A 15,631-nucleotide genomic window follows, 5' to 3' on the forward strand; every position below is an offset into this window, starting at 1 on the left:
AATGGAGGATACAATGAAAAAACCCCATAGAATAGTTCTTGTCCTTACGGCACTTTTCTTTCTGACCAGCTTTGTATGGGCCATGGGGGCAAAACCGGCATCTTCGGCCAAAGATACCGTAACCGTAAAAAAACAGGCCAAGGCCGATCCGGTGGCTGTCAATATTCCGTCCGTCAAAATGGACAGCGCCAGGGTTAAAAATCCAAAACTTCCCAAACTGGTTGATCTTGGCGCAGATAAATGCATCCCCTGCAAAATGATGGCGCCCATCCTGGACAAATTGAAAAAAGATTTCGCCGGCAAGCTGGAGGTGGTGTTCATAGACGTCTGGCAGAACGCGGACGAAGGCAGCAAGTACAAGATCCGGGTGATACCCACCCAGATATTCTACAGCTCCGAGGGCAGGGAGCTTTTCCGGCATGAGGGGTTCTATTCCCGGGAAGACATTTTGGCCAAGTGGAAGGAACTGGGTTTCGAGTTCAAACAATGATGGAAACTGTTTTCATAAAACTTACCCAGGCGGTGGAGGGAGCCCCGGCCATCGCCCTTTTGGCCTCCTTCCTGTGGGGCATCCTCAGCATCATTCTCAGCCCCTGTCACCTGGCTTCGATCCCCCTGATAGTGGGTTTCGTGGACGAGCAGGGCCGGATATCCACCAAACGGGCCTTCCTAATCTCCTTGTTGTTCGGGGTTGGAATCCTGGTCACCATCGGTGCCATCGGTGCCATCACCGCGGCCCTGGGCCGGATGATGGGCGACATCGGCCGCTGGGGAAACTATTTTGTGGCCGTCATCTTCTTCCTGGTGGGACTGCACCTGATCGGCCTGATCCCCATGCCCTGGGCCGGGGCCAACGCCTCCGGCTATAAGCGCAAGGGCCTGCTGGCGGCCTTGGTCCTGGGCCTGATCTTCGGAATAGCTTTGGGGCCCTGCACTTTCGCCTACATGGCGCCGATGCTGGCGGTCACCTTCCGCACCGCCTCCACCAATCCCTTGTACGGGGCCGGGCTCTTGCTGGCTTATGGGGTCGGGCACTGTTCGGTGCTGGTGCTGGCCGGGACCTTCACCGAGCTAATCCAGCGGTACCTGAACTGGAGCGAGAAATCCAAAGGCACGGCCATTGTCAAGATCGTCTGCGGAATTTTGGTGATCCTGGGCGGGGTATACATGATATTTACGGCCAGATAACAACAAGGAATATAGATCATGGATTGGAAAAAAGAATATAAATATCTGTTATGGATGGTGGGAGGCTTTCTGGCCTTCTTCTATCTGCCGGTGGGCTGGCCCCGGTTCGATAATGCCATAGTCGAGGGGCTGCAGCTGACCAAATGGTATGCCCGGGAGCACGTGCTGCTGTGCCTGATCCCGGCCTTCTATATTGCCGGGGCCATCTCGGTTTTCGTCAGCCAGGAATCGGTGCTGCGCTACCTGGGGCACAAGGCCAACCAGGTGCTGGCCTACGCCGTAGCGTCGGTTTCCGGCACCATCCTGGCGGTCTGTTCCTGCACCGTACTCCCGCTGTTCGCCGGCATCTACAACACCGGGGCGGGCCTGGGTCCGGCCACGGCCTTTTTATATTCCGGTCCGGCCATCAACGTGTTGGCCATCATTTTAACGGCCAAGGTGCTGGGCCCGGAGATGGGCCTGGCCCGGGCGGTGGGGGCGGTGGTCTTCAGCGTGGTGATAGGACTGTTGATGCACTTCATCTTCCGCAAAGACGAGGCCAAGCGGGCCCAGGGCCTGGCCGAAATGCCGGTCCCGGAAGCCAAACGAGGGCTGTGGCAGAATGTAATCTATTTCGGACTGATGGTGGTCATCCTTATCTTCAGCAACTGGGGCCAGCCCCAGGGGGCCGGGCAATTCTGGCAGTTCATGTACTCGAACAAGTGGATATTGACGGGCATTTCGGCCATGGCCTTCGGCTGGGTGCTGGGGAAGTGGTTTGAGATCGCCTGGTGGAAGATAACCATCACCGGGGCGATGGTGGCGGCGCTGTCATTCATCTTCTCCCATGAGCCGCTGATCACCTTCGGCGCCGCGGTCATCGGGCTTTCGGTCATCACTGCTACCGACAAGGGCGAGGCCGGAACCTGGTTCCAGTCGGCCTGGGGCTATGCCAAGCAGATATTTCCCCTGCTGTTGTTCGGAGTGCTGGCTTCGGGGTTCTTCCTGGGCCGGCCGGGTTACGAAGGCATCATTCCTTCGGCCTGGGTGGCCAAAATGGTGGGCGGGAATTCGCTGGGAGCCAACTTTTTTGCCTCCATTGTCGGCGCTTTTATGTATTTCGCCACCCTGACCGAGGTGCCGATCCTTCAGGGGCTTATTGGCTCGGGGATGGGGAAGGGTCCGGCGTTGGCCCTGCTGTTGGCCGGTCCGGCCTTGTCGCTGCCCAGCATGCTGGTGATCCGCACGGTGATAGGGACAAAGAAAGCGGCGGTGTATATCGTTTTGGTTGTGGTCATGGCCACGCTTACCGGGATGCTTTACGGCTGGCTGTTCTGAGCCAACTATAACCTTAAGTGAAGGGTATTATAATGCCGCTTACCATTGAATGGCTGGGCGATCTGCGGAACGTGGCCAGCGATGACTCCGGCCACTCGGCCATTGTAGAGTCCCGCAGGGACAATACTCCGGCCGGTTTCTCGGCCACCCAGCTGATTCTGATAGCCGCCGCCAGCTGCATGAGCAATCACCTGGTGGAGATCCTCCAAAAGAAACGGCTGTCGATCAAGAAATTACGGGTTCTGGCCGATGGGATCAGGTCGGAGGAGCACCCCAGAAAGTTCACCTCCATTGCCCTTGCTTTTGAAGTTCAGGGAAATGTCGAACAGAGAGTATTCGATGATATGGTGGCGATGGTCAAGGATAAATATTGCTCTGTTCTGAACAGCCTGGACCCGGCAATAACTGTAAAATTGGAGAGCCGGATTTTAGCGGTATGACGGGATAATTACGTGTCAGGCCGATCAATGCCGATACTGCGGTGACGGCCGGATATATCACAGGAAATCTGAAACTGGATAAATGGGTGGAGGGTTTTGTTTGCCAGGCCAAGGTGGCGGAGACGCTGGAAGAGGACTAGACATTAAGGTGCCGGGTTATCTATGCCAGGGATTATATGTTGGAGATCCTTAAAAATTATGGCTCTGTGTCCTTATATGCATTGCAGCAGAGGGTCTCGTTCCCGGGGATGGCCATTTTGAGGAAGGTTCTCAAAGTGCCGCGGTTGGCAGCCTTCTTTTCCATCCTGACAATTGGCATTATAATCGGGGGTTATGCTTTCAACTGGCTGATCAAAATTTCTAGAGGAGATATGAAACACAAAAGAAATTATCGGGAAATTGCCGCGACCGCCGGATTGGCGGCAAAGGACTTGGCGTCGGCGGAGCAGAAAATGGAAGCGGTCACTGATGTTCTTTGGCGGGGGATGAAGGATGAGGGTCTGGCCTGGGTGGGCTTCTATAAGATCACCGATGACAAAAAGGAAATGCTGCTGGTGTGCCGCCAGCCCAAGCCGGCCTGCTCGCCCATCGGGCTGCACGGGGTCTGCGGCCGGGCCTGGAAGGAAAGAAAGGCCCAGGTGGTGGCCGATGTCCACGCCCTGGGAGGCGACCATATCGTCTGCGACCCCAACAACCTTTCCGAGGTGGTGATGCCCGTGCTGGAGAATAACGGGGAGTGTCTTTATGTGCTGGACCTGGACAGCGGGGAGCTGGATTCCTTCGGCCAGGAGGATGTGAAGGGGCTGGAGCTGGTGCTCAAAAGCGCGGGATTGTAAACGGAAGGATATGGTTTTACCCCTTCTCGGTCAGTATCACCCCGGCGGCCACCACCGCCGCCCCGATAATGAAGTTATAGGTGATCTTCTCCCCCAAAAATAGCCAGGCTAAAACAGCGGCGAACACCGGCTGGAGGTTGGACACCACCGCCACCTTGCTGGCCTCGATCTGGGACAGGGCCCAGTTCCAGGTCAGGTACCCTACAACCGAGGTCAGCAGGGCCAGATAAAGGATCGATGACAGGCCGGACCAGGTGACCGCCGCGTAGTCCTGCCGGAGTATCGGCAGGAGACCGATGGGAAGAAAAAATATCGCCCCGAACATCAGCGAATACCCCGTGACCTGGAGTGGCCGGTATATTCGCAGCATTTTCTTGCTCAATATGGTATAGACCGACCAGGTCAGGACGGCAAAAAATATCAGGATGTCGCCCTTGAGGGTCTGGCCGGAGAGGTCGATCCCCTTTTCGAACAATACCAACAGAACCCCGGCGAACCCCAGGGCGATGCCGGTTATCTTCAATGCCGACGGCCGCTCCTTAAGCCAGAGGCAGGACAGGCACAGCACCATTATCGGGGTGGCGGCGTAAAGCAGGGCGCCGTGGGCGGCCAGGGTGTATTTCATGCCGTAAAGGAAAAGGCCCTGGTTGAAGGGCACCGAGAAAAGGGCCAGCCAGAGGAAGGTCCAGCGGTCCCGGCGATCGGGCGTGAAATACATTCTTTTCATGCCCAGCAAGGCGGCAAAGACCAGGGCGGTCAGGCCGAAACGCAGCACCCCCAGGGCCAGCGGGGAGAATTCCCGCAGGCCCAGCTTGGTCATCAGAAAGGTCCCGGCCATGATCACCTGGACCGAGACCAGAAGCGTCAGCGGATTGTTGGAAATGGACCGTTTCATTCTTCAATGCCTTGACAAGTTGGTTGTTATTGCGGATAATACTTGGGCTATGAGCAAAAAGAAAAATCCCAAAATAAAATTCATCATCATATTGACTGCGGCGACGATCTTTTATTTCGCCGGGTCCATTGTTCTGGACCTGATGCACCTGCCGGCCATCGACAGCCTGGTAAAGAAGAACCCCGCCAAGACCGCTTTGATGGAGCAAAGGATCAAAGAGGCCCGGGCCAAGAAAAAACCCTACCGGATCAGCCAGTCGCACATCCCCTACAATTCCATATCGCCCTACCTTAAGAATGCGGTGCTGGTGGCCGAGGATGCGGCCTTCTTCTCCCACCAGGGAATAGACTACGGCGAGCTGAAGGAGGCCATCAAGACCGACTGGAAGAAGAAACGCTGGGCCAGGGGCGGCTCCACCATCACCATGCAGCTGGCCAAGAACCTGTACCTGTCGACCTCCAAGAGCCTGACCCGGAAGGTATCCGAGGCGGTGCTGGCCCGGCGGATGGACGACCAGCTGAGCAAGGCCCGGATCTTCGAGCTGTACCTGAACTATATCGAGTGGGGCGACGGCATCTTCGGCTGCCAGGCGGCATCGCTTCAATACTTCGGCTGTTCCGCTTCGGAGCTTGATCCCGAGCTGGCTATCAGGCTGGCTTCGATCATCGTCAATCCCAGGAAATACGGACCCTTTACCGACAGCAAACGGATGAATACCCGCCGGAAATGGATCGCCCAAAAAATGCTGCAATACGGGCATCTGACTGAGGAGGAATACCAGGCCCTACCTTTTTGACCCTGCAGAATGTACCGGATCAGGTTTTCTCCACCTCCAGGATCTTCTCCAGGAAATATATGTCCGGATTTTTCCGGTAGACATCTTTCAGCGCCTCCAGGGCCATCTCCCGGTTCTTCCCGGTTCCGTCCAGCTGGCAGAGGGTGAAGAGTATCAGGGATTTTTCCTTGACGCCGGCACCGCCCAGTTTTTTCTCCAATGTTGCCAGGATCACGCCTTTCCCCTCCGGGGAAGAGGCTGTTTTATACTCCAGCCTCATTTTGGTCATCTCCGTCTCGAACAGAACATCCTTTCTTCGGGAAAAAATAGCCAGGTCCATGGCTTCGGCATTAACGGCCGAGGCCTTTTCTATTTGGCAATCCTGTTCCAGCCGTTCTGCCCTGCGGGATAGAAAACTGCACAAATGGTACTTGGCGTCCAGGTCCCGGGCCATTGCAATGGCCTCGTCCAGCAGGGCCTCACCCCGGGAGTTGTCATTCAACCGGAAACAAAGGTTTGCCAGGCAATTCTTGACCCAGGCCAGGCCCGCCTTGTCGTCCATCTCCAGGACCATTGCCAGGTATTCAAGGAACATCTTTTCGGCCGGTTCATTCTCGCCCAGCCGGAAATGGACCATCCCCAGGTTGGCCACCGCCATAGATTCGGCGATCCTTTCACCCAGCCGGCGGCTGAGATCCAGCTGTCTCTGATGGTATTCCCGGGCCTCCTGGTACCTGCCGCGGCTCTCCCAGATCACACCGATGGCCCCGTAAATGTAGGCCTTGGCCCCCAGGTCATCCAGTTCATCGCTGATGGCCAGTTGCTGCCGGTAGCATTCCATGGCCTCGTCCTCCCGCCCCATATCGGCATAGGCCAGACCCAGGTTCCCCAGTATCAGCGATATCCCGGGCTTGTCCCCCAGCTGGCGCCGGAGATCAAGCGCCTCCTGGTGGCATTCGACGGCCCGCCCCAGGTCTCCCAGATTCTTATACGCCGAGCCGGTATTGTTCTTGGCCCGCGAAACCCCCCTCAAATCTCCCTGCGCCCGGCAGATCTCCATCTGCCGGGCATAATATTCCAGGGCCTTCCGGCTCTCCCCGGTGTCACTGTATGCTATACCCAGGCTGCCCAGCACCCCGGCCATGCCCTGGGGGTCATTCATCTCCTGGAACAGTTTCAGGGTGTCCCGGTACATTTCCTTGGCTTTATTGAAATCCCCGGTATCCAGGGCTATGCGGGCCAAGCCTCCCATAGCCCTGGCCCGGCCCTTAAGATAACCGCTTTGTTCCGACAGCTGTCTGGCCCGGGCGTAACGGTCCATCGCCGAGGAAAAATCGCTTTGGGCGATATTTAAATTGCCCAGCATCGTTTCGGCATCGGCCATGCCGGCCGGGTTATTCCGGAGCTCCTCGATTTTCAGGCAGTGAACGCAGATCTTCCTGCAGCCGTCCCACTTGCCCACCAATTCCAACACCTCGGCCTTTTTCAGCAGCACTGGCAGGGGATGATATTCCCCCGCACCATTATTCCCTGCCGAAACCCAGTGGATCCCGGCCTGATATCGTTTGATCCGGCTCATGAATTTCCAAAGATTTCATTAAGTTCATCAATCCTTTTATTGAACTCAATGTTGGGGGTCCGGGAAACCAGATCGGTATACCTTTCCAGGGCTTGCTTTCCCTGCTCACTTCGTCCGGTGATTTTATATAGGGCATAGCTGATGGAGGCCCTCGGTTCGGCATCGGAACAGGCCCCCGCCAGTTCCTGCAAAATTCCAACGCCCTGCTCCGGATCTCTGCGTCCGACGATCATCGCCTTTTGGACCCGGCTGTTGAAAAGGGTCTGGGCCTGGTTTATCTTCCCGGCCACTATCAAAGCCTCGCTGTTATCCGCCTCCGCCTCAGCATGCATTTCCAGCAGGAGGAACAGCCCGGCCCGGCCGTAAAGCATCTCGCACAGGTAGCGCTTGATCCCTAGTTCCCGGGCGGTGTTGATGGCTTTATCATAGCATTCCCTGGCGGCCTGATAGTCTTGATCCTCAATATGGATGCTGGCCATATTGGCCAGAGCCCGGGCTTCTCCGCTACTGCTGCCCATTTCCCGGGAAAGGGCCAGGTCCCGGCGGTGGTAATCCATGGCCTCCTTAAGCTGGCCCTGGTAGTAATGAAGCACTCCGATGTTGCAAAGCAGCATGCTCAGTCCGGCCCGGTCGCCCATCTCCAAAGATATCCTGAGCTTTTCCTGGTAGCACTGCATGGCCCGGGCATAGTTCCCCTGGAGGTGATAGACCATCCCCAGGTTTCCGATGGACACTGCCCATCCCTTTTTATTGCCAAATTTTTTTGATATTTCAATATCCCGGCGGTAATGCTCAAGGGCCTCTTGATACCGGCCTTCATCAAAACAGATTATGCCGATATTAGCGTAGGTTTTCCCCAGGTTCATCTCGTCATTCAGCTCTCGGCAGATACTTATCCGGCGGTGGTAATATTCCATGGCCTTTTGTCGTTCACCCTTGCGCCAATGCCAAATTCCTATATCGTTAAGGGCACTGCTGATCTCGGTTTTATCGCCGAGTTCCTCGGCCAGTTTTAGCTGCGTTTCCAAAACTTCCAGGGCCCGGGGATAATCGGATTTGGTCTCGTAATAGCTGGCCATCTGATTTAGCACCGTACAGGTGCCTTTCCCGTCGCCTTGTCCGCAGTATATGTCCCGGGCCTTCTGGAGATAAGGCCAGGCCGCGTCGGAATCGCCTCTTTTCAACAACAGGGCACCCAGGTCGCGGCTGGCTTCGGCCGCCAGCGCTATCGCCCCGCCCTTTTTTGTCTGTTCCAATATCTCGACCCTGATCCTCTGGGCCTGATCCCACTGCCCGATTAGGTCCAGCACCGACGCCTTGTTCCTTAGAACATGGTATGGGAAATAGTCTCCGCCGCCTTCTGCCCCCAAGGCCGCCCAATAAAGTCCGGACGGGTTCAGATATTTATGGTGTCTGGAATGTTCCATCTTTCAACAGGTCAGGTGCAGGCAGGCAATGACCTTCTGCGTGATTGCCGCAGAATGATTATACTCTTCAACCGCCTTTTCGGTGGGGGCTGTCATAAGATGGATTTCGTTCTTCCGGCAATACTCCTCTACTTTGCCGTCCACCTTCATCAAGCCCGGCTGGCCCAGGCCCACTATCAATATCTCCGGTTTCTGGCCAAAGACCTCGTCCAGGTCCTCCATTTGCAGCCGGTGTCCCTCTTTGCGCCACCATTTGTCGTCCACCCGGTCGGGATAGATGATGACATCGGAGCGATAATCCAGGCCGTCAATTTTAACGTACCCAAAGGAATAGCAGTCTATCTTCATTGCCAGTTCAGTCCTTCTTTTTCCTTACGGTAAAAGCCTCCCAGCAAGTTCATGCCGCAGGACCAAAGATATAAAAGAATGAAAGAGAATGCCAGGGGTCCGATAAAAGGGACCGGCCAGAGAAGCAATGCCAGCAGGGGCAGCAGAAAAACGGCCCAGAATAAAAACAGAAACAGGATATATTGTTTGAGGGTCTTGAATATCGGCTCAATGATATTGGAAGGCAGCAGTGAGGGCATCAGCTTTCCGGTGACGGCCGTCATCAGCAAGGCCATGGGAAAGTACAAGAAGCTGAAAACCAAAAGAGTAAATATGGCCAGAGGCGATATGGTCCCCTGGTTTTTGATCATCAGCGCCAGATACATTTCGATCGGCATAAAAGACCAGAAGGTTATCAGCAGGAATTTGAAAACCGGGGCCAGGACGGCGTTCTGAACATCGGCCAATTCGCCCCAGTTGAATGCCAGATCCTTTCCCTGGCCGGCCGATCTTATTATCCTGATAAAATGCCCGGGCAGGGCGGCCAGCACTGCAAAACCTGCCAGGCCGGCTATCAGATAGACAGGCAGTCCGGCCGGGGGCAGGGCTGCGGGAAATATCTTGAACAGGGTCTGGGCTATCTGCCAGGCGGATAGCGCCATGGCTCCGATGGACAGAAGCAGCATTTGCCGTTTTGCCGGGATAAAGGATGATTTTAGAAACATGCTGATAAGGCTGTTAAATTATTGCGGTTCAGGTTTTGCCGGATCTTTCCCGGTGATCAGGCGGATAACCTCGGGATTATAAGGCAGGCCCAGCCGGACCGCCCGGTGGTAATAATAAAGGGAACTGTCCCGCTGACCGAGGTTCAGGAACAGGAAGGACAGAAGCTCGTTGGCTTCGACATCGACCGGGTCCAGGGCAAAGGCCTGCTTCAGCGGCTTCCGGGCCGGAAGGGTCAGGCCCTGTTTGATCAGAGACTTGGCCAGTCGCAGATAGAGGCCGGCATCGGCTCCCAGGCTGTCGGCGTCAACGGCCCCCTGAAAGGCGGCCTGGGCCTGGGGATATTTTTTCTGCTGATACAGGATCAGCCCCAGATCGTGGAGGATGGCGGCATTGCCGGGGTTCAGATCCGCGGCCCGGGCCAGCTCCGCCTCCGCCTCCGGCCACCTGTCTCGGGCGGCATACCTCTGCCCCAGTACGTTATGGGCGAAGTAGGAATCGGGGGAGTATTTTACAGCGTTGCCCCAAAAAGAGATATCATCCCGGTATACAGCCAGGTGCCAAAGGGAAACCGCCGAAAGCAGGGCCAATAAAAGAGCCAGAAATAACGGGGCAAATTTTCTTTCCGCGACCTTCAGAACGGCCCGGGACTCCATCAGCATGATAAAAAAACCAGTCATCGGAAGATACAACCGCTGCTCCAGCAGGTAGGCGAACCCCAGGGTCCTGGCGGCGGTGGGGGCCAGGAACAGCAGGAAGCAGCCCAGCCCGAACATAAAATGCCGCTTTCGGTTCAATCCTCCCAGAATGAGGAGGCCCAGCAGGCCGGTCAGCGCTATCATTCCCGGCCAAAGTGAGGTATTTTCCGGAATGGGCATCACCGAAAGATCGAAAGGGAAAAATATCTTGCCCAGATAGCTCACCAGACCGGCCAGGTTTTCGGCGAAAGTGTTGTAATTCACCGAGACCGGTCCCACCGCCTGCCTCCGCAGGAACAGAAAAAGGGAGAGACCCGTCAGCCAGATCAGTGCCGGCGCCAGAATCTTCCGGAATTCCCGGCGGTGGAACAGCAGGTAGTAGAGCAGTCCGGCCCCCGGCAGGATCACGGCGGTCTCCTTGGTGAACAGGGCGGCGGTGAATGACAGAAGGTGGGCCAGCAGGAGGGCCGGGGATGGTCTCTCCAGATATTTGATGAAGGTTGTCAGCGCGAACAGAGAAAAGACCGCCAGCAAGGAGTCGTATCGGCCCGGGATGAAGGCCACCGCATGGTTCAACACCGGATGCACGGCGAAGGTCAGGCAGAAAGCCAGGGATATTTTATGGGAATATTTAAGGGTCCTGAACAGACGAAACAGCAGGCAGGACGCCGTCAGGTGAAAGATGACATTGGATAAATGGTAACCCCAGGGGTTCCGGCCGCTCCACAGGGCGTCGCCGATGAAGGTCAGGGTTACCAGGGGGCGGTAATAGGTCCCGGGGGACTGCCAGTTCATGTCGGTCCTGAAGGCCAGCAGAATGTTCTTAAGATCCGCCAGACGGTGAAAGTTCTCCAGGATCAGATGGTCGTCGTCAAAATAGGCAAACCCGAAGAAAACCGACCTGAAATAAACTGCCGCCCCCAGCAGGGCGATCCAAAAGTAGGGACGCCATCCCTCGGTAAATAGATAACTCCAGAAGTCAGATGATTTAAGCCTGTCAAGATGCATCCGCCGACCTTATATATTGCGTGGTTTGCAGATCACCTCGTGGACCTTGAGGTCGAAGAAATCCTGGGCGTTGGCCGGGGTCAACACCACCGCAGTGTCGGCCCCGCTGCCGGTGCCGCCGATGGCGACGGCCTGCTGCTGGACCGAGACCAGCCCGGCGTCGGCCGCCATCAGCGCCATCTCCAGGCAGACCTTGAAGCCCTGACCCATGGTTCGCAGGGTGTAGGCGATGATCTCGTCCATCTGGTAGGTATTGAGCTTCCTTCTGACCGCCCGGTTGACGCCCCCCAAGGCGTGCTGGCAGGTAAGTATCTTAACGCCTTCCCTTTCCAGCGCACTTCTATTCTCAGCCGTCAATTCCTGTGAATCCTTGGCCGAGAAGCCGGCCGAATGGGTCACCGCCACCAGGTTGAATCCGGAGAACAGTTCGGCGGCCTTAAGGGCCGTCGCCCCGGTGGTGGTGGCCACCAGGATGTTCTTAATGCCAAGCTCCCGGGCCCGGGACAGGGCCAGCCGCAAGGTCTCTTCGGTGTTGGCCGGGCCGGGCATGGCAAAATATTTATATTCCATATAAAATGCCTCCGGTTATTGTGAAAACTGAAATTTATGCTTTTCGATGGTCTCCAGAATGTCCCCGGCCACCGTTAACGCCATCAGTCCGTCCTGTCCCGTCACCAACGGAACCGAGTCGCCGGTCACACAGTCGATAAAGGCGGACAGTTCAGCCTTGAGCGGTTCGATCTTGTCGATCTTCAGCTCATGATATTCCACCATTTTGGCCAGGTCCAGCATGCCCTTGGGATCCCCTTTTAGTTTGTAGACCCGGGCCTCCGGCTTCATGTAGTCGACGTTGATGTAGGCGTTGCGCTGGAAGAAGCGGATCTTGCGCTCCTTCTTGGCCGAGATCCGAGAGGCGGTGACGTTGGCCACACAGCCGTTGACGAACTCCAGACGGGCGTTGGCGATATCCTCCTTCTCGCTGATCAGGTTGAAGCCGATGGCCGAGATGTTCTTCAGCGGGGAACGGACGAAGGAAAGGATGATGTCGATGTCGTGGATCATCAGGTCCAGCACCACCGGCACGTCGGTGCCCCGGGAGACGAAGGGGGCGATCCGGGTGCATTCGATGAATTTGGGGTCGTCGATATGGGCGGAGGCGGCCCGAATGGCCGGGTTGAAGCGCTCTATATGGCCCACCTGCAATTTGATCGCCCTTTCTTCGGCCAACTTTACCAATTCTTCCGCTTCGGCGATCCTTGCGGTGATGGGCTTTTCCAGCAGCAGATGATTGCCGGATGCAATCACCTCTTTTGCCACTTGATAGTGCAGGCTGGTGGGCACCACCACGCTGACCGCCTGGGTAGCTTTCAGCAATTCCCGGTAATCCGAAAAGGCCTTGGTCTTGTGCTTGGCGGCGATCTCTTCGGCCCTTTGGGGATCGCTGTCGGCCACCCCGACCAGCTCGACCTCCTTGATCTCGGAGTAGACCCGGGCATGGTGCTGGCCCAGGCTGCCCACGCCGATGACGCCCACTTTTAGCTTTGACATAATATTCCTGTAGTTTTAAATTGGAAAAGCATATTTCTCTTGGCAATCGTTCTTTTTCTTTTTTGTGCCGCCAAAATGAAAAAGAACCAAAAAGAAAAAAGCTCGTCGCTCAAAAATTATCCGGGCGCTGTGCTTCTCGAATCGCCTAAATTTGTCAAACACAAGATTGACACAAATCTCGCTCACTGACAAATTATTAACGGCTCCTTCTGCGATGCTCGCTGATAATTTTAAGGCGACACCTGGGTCGGTAGCCCCGATTGTGTGCTAAAGGCGGTATAATGGTTAAAGTAATGATAGCGTTTCTGGAGCCACTAGTCTCCCATCTTATAGACCTTCTCGATCCGCTCCAGCACCTGCCAATGGCATTTGAGTCCCTTGGGGAACACCACCAGATCTCCGGCGTTGATCTCGACCTTCTCTCCGTCGTCCGTGGTGACCACTACCTTGCCTTTGAAGACAAAGGCCGTCTCCCGGTCGGGGTACTGCCAGTCGAACTCCGAGGGATCGCATTCCCAGGAGGACCATTGGGCGATCCCCAGCTGATCCAGTTCGTCCTTGGAGGGACGGGATATCTTTATTTCGGACATTTGTTCCGCGGCATCTTAATTCTTCTTTCCCCAGATAAAGGCCATGGAAAGGGCTCTGGGCGGGGTTTTCTGAAAATCTGCCGCCAGGCTGTCCAGGACGGCATGGACATTTTCTCCCCAGCGTTTGACATAGGCCGCTCTTCGTTCATTCAGGTTGCCGGTCATATATCTGACATATCCCGGCTGGTCCGGCATCGTCAGGACGGAGGTCTTGATATCGGCAAAGCCCATCTGCTCCATCAGTCTGACGTAATCCTTCAGATAATGCAGGCCCCAGCAGACCTTGCCCTCCAATGCCGCCAGTTCGACATTCATTTTTTCCATCCGTCCCTCGGCCGATTCGGTTACGACATCCTGGTAACCGTCCTTGATCTTGTCGTAAATGACGAATGTTCCGCCCGGTACCAGCACCCGGACGCAGTCCTTAAGGGCCTTGACCACGTCGCCGTCGTCGCTGACGAAATCATGCAGGGCGGCCCGAGAGATCACCAGCCCGGCAGAACCGTCGGGCAGGGGAAGGGTGGAGGAATCGCTGACCAGCACTTCCAGCCTTTTATCGGGTATTGCCTGGACAAGTTTTTCGGCCACCTCCGGCAGTCTTTCGGTGGTGTAGAGTTTCCCTTGGGGCGTGATGTATTTCTCCAGCAATTGGCGGGTGAACTCGCCCCGCCCGGCGCTGAGCTCCAATACCGGCTGGTTCACTCCGGAGAAAACCTCCCGCAGGATGTCGGCTTCCTTTTTATCCAGCGGCTCCAGCTTCTTCAGGTATTCCCTGGCCTGCTCCACCGAAATCCCGGAGGCCTCGGCCCAGGCCGATATCTCTTTTTCGTCCATCAGAATTTCTCTTCCTTGAGTTTTTGGGCCTTCTTTTGCTCCACAACCTGCTCCGGCAGGATCTCGGGGATGATGCCGGCCGGGCTGGAGAGGACCTTGTCTAGCAACTGGTCGTACATCTGGCGATCCTTTATCTTGCTGGCATAGTTCTCGGCCATCAGCACGCTGGTGGCGAAATAATCCGGCGCCATCTGCAGGGCCTCGTCGTACATCTGTTTGGACTTCTTCATATCCCCGCCGAACATGCCGGGAGCCAAAGCGAAATAAGCCCCCAGCCAGCGGGCCGGGCCGCCGTAATAGTAGGTCTTGTCCAGCTGGTACAAATGCTCCACCATCTTGCGGGCCTGCTTAGATGATTTGACGGTCTTGAATATCCCTTTCATTTTGCCCCATTTCCCGATGCAGGTGGCGGTCCAGAAGATCCCCCCGGCATACTCCCTGCCCAGCACCGAGACGGCATCGCCCATGGATCTTTTGTCCACCTCGGTCAGTTTTTTGAACTCGCCGTTGTATTTGAGCGAGGTCAGGCCCCATTCGTGGCCCTGGTAATAATTATCGGCCTTGGCATCGCCCTCCAGAAAGGCGTCGGCCAGGAAGTAGTAGGCGTATGCCAGCCTCTCGGCCAGCGGGTATGAAGGATTGGTCTGGTAGGCCTTTTCGTAGACGGCGATGGCCTTTTCCAGCGAGGACTGGTTTCCCCGGTCGGTCCAGAGGTCCTGGGCCTCATCGAAACCGGGCTGGGCCAGGGCCGGGCCGACGAGCAATAGGCCGGCCAGCAGAAGCAAAACAGCTTTCTTCATAATGGTCCCTTTCATGATTATTTATTTCCGTAGATGCTGATGAATTCCTCTTTGGTCATTTTTAAAAGACAGACATCCTGACGCGAGGCATCCTTTTTGAAGCCGAGCTTGATCAAAGCTTTCTGTCCCGGCTGGTTATCCAACGCCACCGGGTCGCACATTACTTTCCCCCCGAAATCGAAGAAGAAATATCTCAGTATCAGGGGAACGGCCTGCTTGGCATAGCCCTGGCCGCGGTGGCAATGTTCGATCTTGATGTTGAACTCGGCGGTGCCGGTAGAAGGGTCGTAGCGGTGGAAGCTGATCTCGCCCACCGGCTGGTCGTTCTGGTTGAATATGAGAAAATACCGGTCTGTTTTGCTTCCGGGGGAGACCATCTTGGAGAACCATTTGGCCGCCTGCTCTTCTGTTAGGTGAATGGGCCCGCCCACCTCGGCCATGCTTAGGGGGTCGGCCCACAGCTTTTTGATGTATGGCATCTCTTCTGCTTGGGGAGAACACAAATATATATTGATAGATCTTAATATCAATTTATAAGAGCTTAAAGTTTAATTAATTTTCCTGCCTATTTTTGATGATTTTGAAGAAAAGTAGATATAAAGGGTTTTACCTTTTATTAAATTACCAGAAACTGGGCCCAAATACC

At 55.7% G+C, this 15,631-nt stretch carries 18 protein-coding genes; 6 read left to right on the forward strand and 12 right to left on the reverse strand.

Going from position 1 to position 15,631, the window contains the following annotated elements:
* Positions 1–13 precede the first annotated feature (13 nt).
* From RDU76_01625 to RDU76_01645, 5 genes are all read left to right on the forward strand, one after another.
* Complete coding sequence (locus tag RDU76_01625) at positions 14–490, forward strand: thioredoxin family protein (protein MDQ7797629.1); 477 nt, start codon at positions 14–16, stop codon at positions 488–490.
* Positions 487–1,188, forward strand: coding sequence for a cytochrome c biogenesis protein CcdA (locus RDU76_01630; protein ID MDQ7797630.1), 702 nt, complete (start codon positions 487–489; stop codon positions 1,186–1,188). Before RDU76_01625 ends, RDU76_01630 begins: the two co-directional genes overlap by 4 nt.
* An 18-nt stretch (positions 1,189–1,206) precedes the next feature.
* A complete protein-coding gene (locus RDU76_01635; GenBank protein MDQ7797631.1) occupies positions 1,207–2,505 on the forward strand; it encodes a permease in 1,299 nt (432 codons plus the stop codon).
* A 32-nt stretch (positions 2,506–2,537) separates the two neighbouring features.
* Positions 2,538–2,945, forward strand: a complete 408-nt coding sequence (locus RDU76_01640) for an OsmC family protein (protein MDQ7797632.1) — start codon at positions 2,538–2,540, stop codon at positions 2,943–2,945.
* Between the two features lie 371 nt (positions 2,946–3,316).
* On the forward strand, positions 3,317–3,781 hold the full coding sequence (locus tag RDU76_01645) for a hypothetical protein (protein ID MDQ7797633.1): 465 nt from the start codon (positions 3,317–3,319) through the stop codon (positions 3,779–3,781).
* A gap of 16 nt (positions 3,782–3,797) precedes the next feature.
* Here the strand turns inward: RDU76_01645 and RDU76_01650 are convergent, their stop codons facing one another.
* Entirely contained in the window at positions 3,798–4,676 is an 879-nt protein-coding gene (locus RDU76_01650; GenBank protein ID MDQ7797634.1) for a DMT family transporter, read from the reverse strand.
* 49 nt (positions 4,677–4,725) lie between these two features.
* Here RDU76_01650 and mtgA point away from each other — a divergent pair, with 49 nt between their 5' ends.
* Positions 4,726–5,472 (forward strand): monofunctional biosynthetic peptidoglycan transglycosylase, encoded by a 747-nt coding sequence (gene mtgA, locus RDU76_01655; GenBank protein MDQ7797635.1) that lies wholly within the window; start codon positions 4,726–4,728, stop codon positions 5,470–5,472.
* A 19-nt stretch (positions 5,473–5,491) separates the two neighbouring features.
* Here mtgA and RDU76_01660 read toward each other — a convergent pair whose 3' ends face one another.
* The 11 genes from RDU76_01660 to RDU76_01710 form a co-directional block, all read right to left on the reverse strand.
* Positions 5,492–7,030, reverse strand: coding sequence for a tetratricopeptide repeat protein (locus tag RDU76_01660; GenBank protein MDQ7797636.1), 1,539 nt, complete (start codon positions 7,028–7,030; stop codon positions 5,492–5,494).
* Complete coding sequence (locus RDU76_01665; protein ID MDQ7797637.1) at positions 7,027–8,457, reverse strand: tetratricopeptide repeat protein; 1,431 nt, start codon at positions 8,455–8,457, stop codon at positions 7,027–7,029. The genes RDU76_01660 and RDU76_01665 overlap by 4 nt, the downstream gene beginning before the upstream one ends.
* A 3-nt stretch (positions 8,458–8,460) precedes the next feature.
* Positions 8,461–8,805 (reverse strand): Mth938-like domain-containing protein, encoded by a 345-nt coding sequence (locus RDU76_01670; GenBank protein ID MDQ7797638.1) that lies wholly within the window; start codon positions 8,803–8,805, stop codon positions 8,461–8,463.
* Complete coding sequence (locus tag RDU76_01675) at positions 8,802–9,470, reverse strand: hypothetical protein (protein ID MDQ7797639.1); 669 nt, start codon at positions 9,468–9,470, stop codon at positions 8,802–8,804. The genes RDU76_01670 and RDU76_01675 overlap by 4 nt, the downstream gene beginning before the upstream one ends.
* 57 nt (positions 9,471–9,527) lie before the next feature.
* On the reverse strand, positions 9,528–11,213 hold the full coding sequence (locus RDU76_01680; protein MDQ7797640.1) for a glycosyltransferase family 39 protein: 1,686 nt from the start codon (positions 11,211–11,213) through the stop codon (positions 9,528–9,530).
* 9 nt (positions 11,214–11,222) lie between these two features.
* Positions 11,223–11,783, reverse strand: coding sequence for a pyruvate kinase alpha/beta domain-containing protein (locus RDU76_01685; GenBank protein ID MDQ7797641.1), 561 nt, complete (start codon positions 11,781–11,783; stop codon positions 11,223–11,225).
* A 15-nt stretch (positions 11,784–11,798) separates the two neighbouring features.
* Complete coding sequence (locus RDU76_01690) at positions 11,799–12,761, reverse strand: Gfo/Idh/MocA family oxidoreductase (protein ID MDQ7797642.1); 963 nt, start codon at positions 12,759–12,761, stop codon at positions 11,799–11,801.
* A 314-nt stretch (positions 12,762–13,075) separates the two neighbouring features.
* Positions 13,076–13,351, reverse strand: a complete 276-nt coding sequence (locus tag RDU76_01695; protein MDQ7797643.1) for a cupin domain-containing protein — start codon at positions 13,349–13,351, stop codon at positions 13,076–13,078.
* Positions 13,352–13,366: 15 nt separating this feature from the next.
* On the reverse strand, positions 13,367–14,185 hold the full coding sequence (locus tag RDU76_01700; protein MDQ7797644.1) for a methyltransferase domain-containing protein: 819 nt from the start codon (positions 14,183–14,185) through the stop codon (positions 13,367–13,369).
* A complete protein-coding gene (locus tag RDU76_01705; GenBank protein MDQ7797645.1) occupies positions 14,185–14,985 on the reverse strand; it encodes a TRAP transporter TatT component family protein in 801 nt (266 codons plus the stop codon). Before RDU76_01705 ends, RDU76_01700 begins: the two co-directional genes overlap by 1 nt.
* A 17-nt stretch (positions 14,986–15,002) precedes the next feature.
* Positions 15,003–15,464 carry a GNAT family N-acetyltransferase gene (locus RDU76_01710; protein MDQ7797646.1) on the reverse strand — a complete coding sequence of 154 codons (462 nt, stop codon included), beginning with the start codon at positions 15,462–15,464 and terminating at the stop codon, positions 15,003–15,005.
* Between the last annotated feature and the right edge of the window lie 167 nt (positions 15,465–15,631).

The sequence above is a fragment of the Candidatus Edwardsbacteria bacterium genome (assembly GCA_031082425.1).
Lineage (GTDB): Bacteria > Edwardsbacteria > AC1 > AC1 > EtOH8 > UBA2226.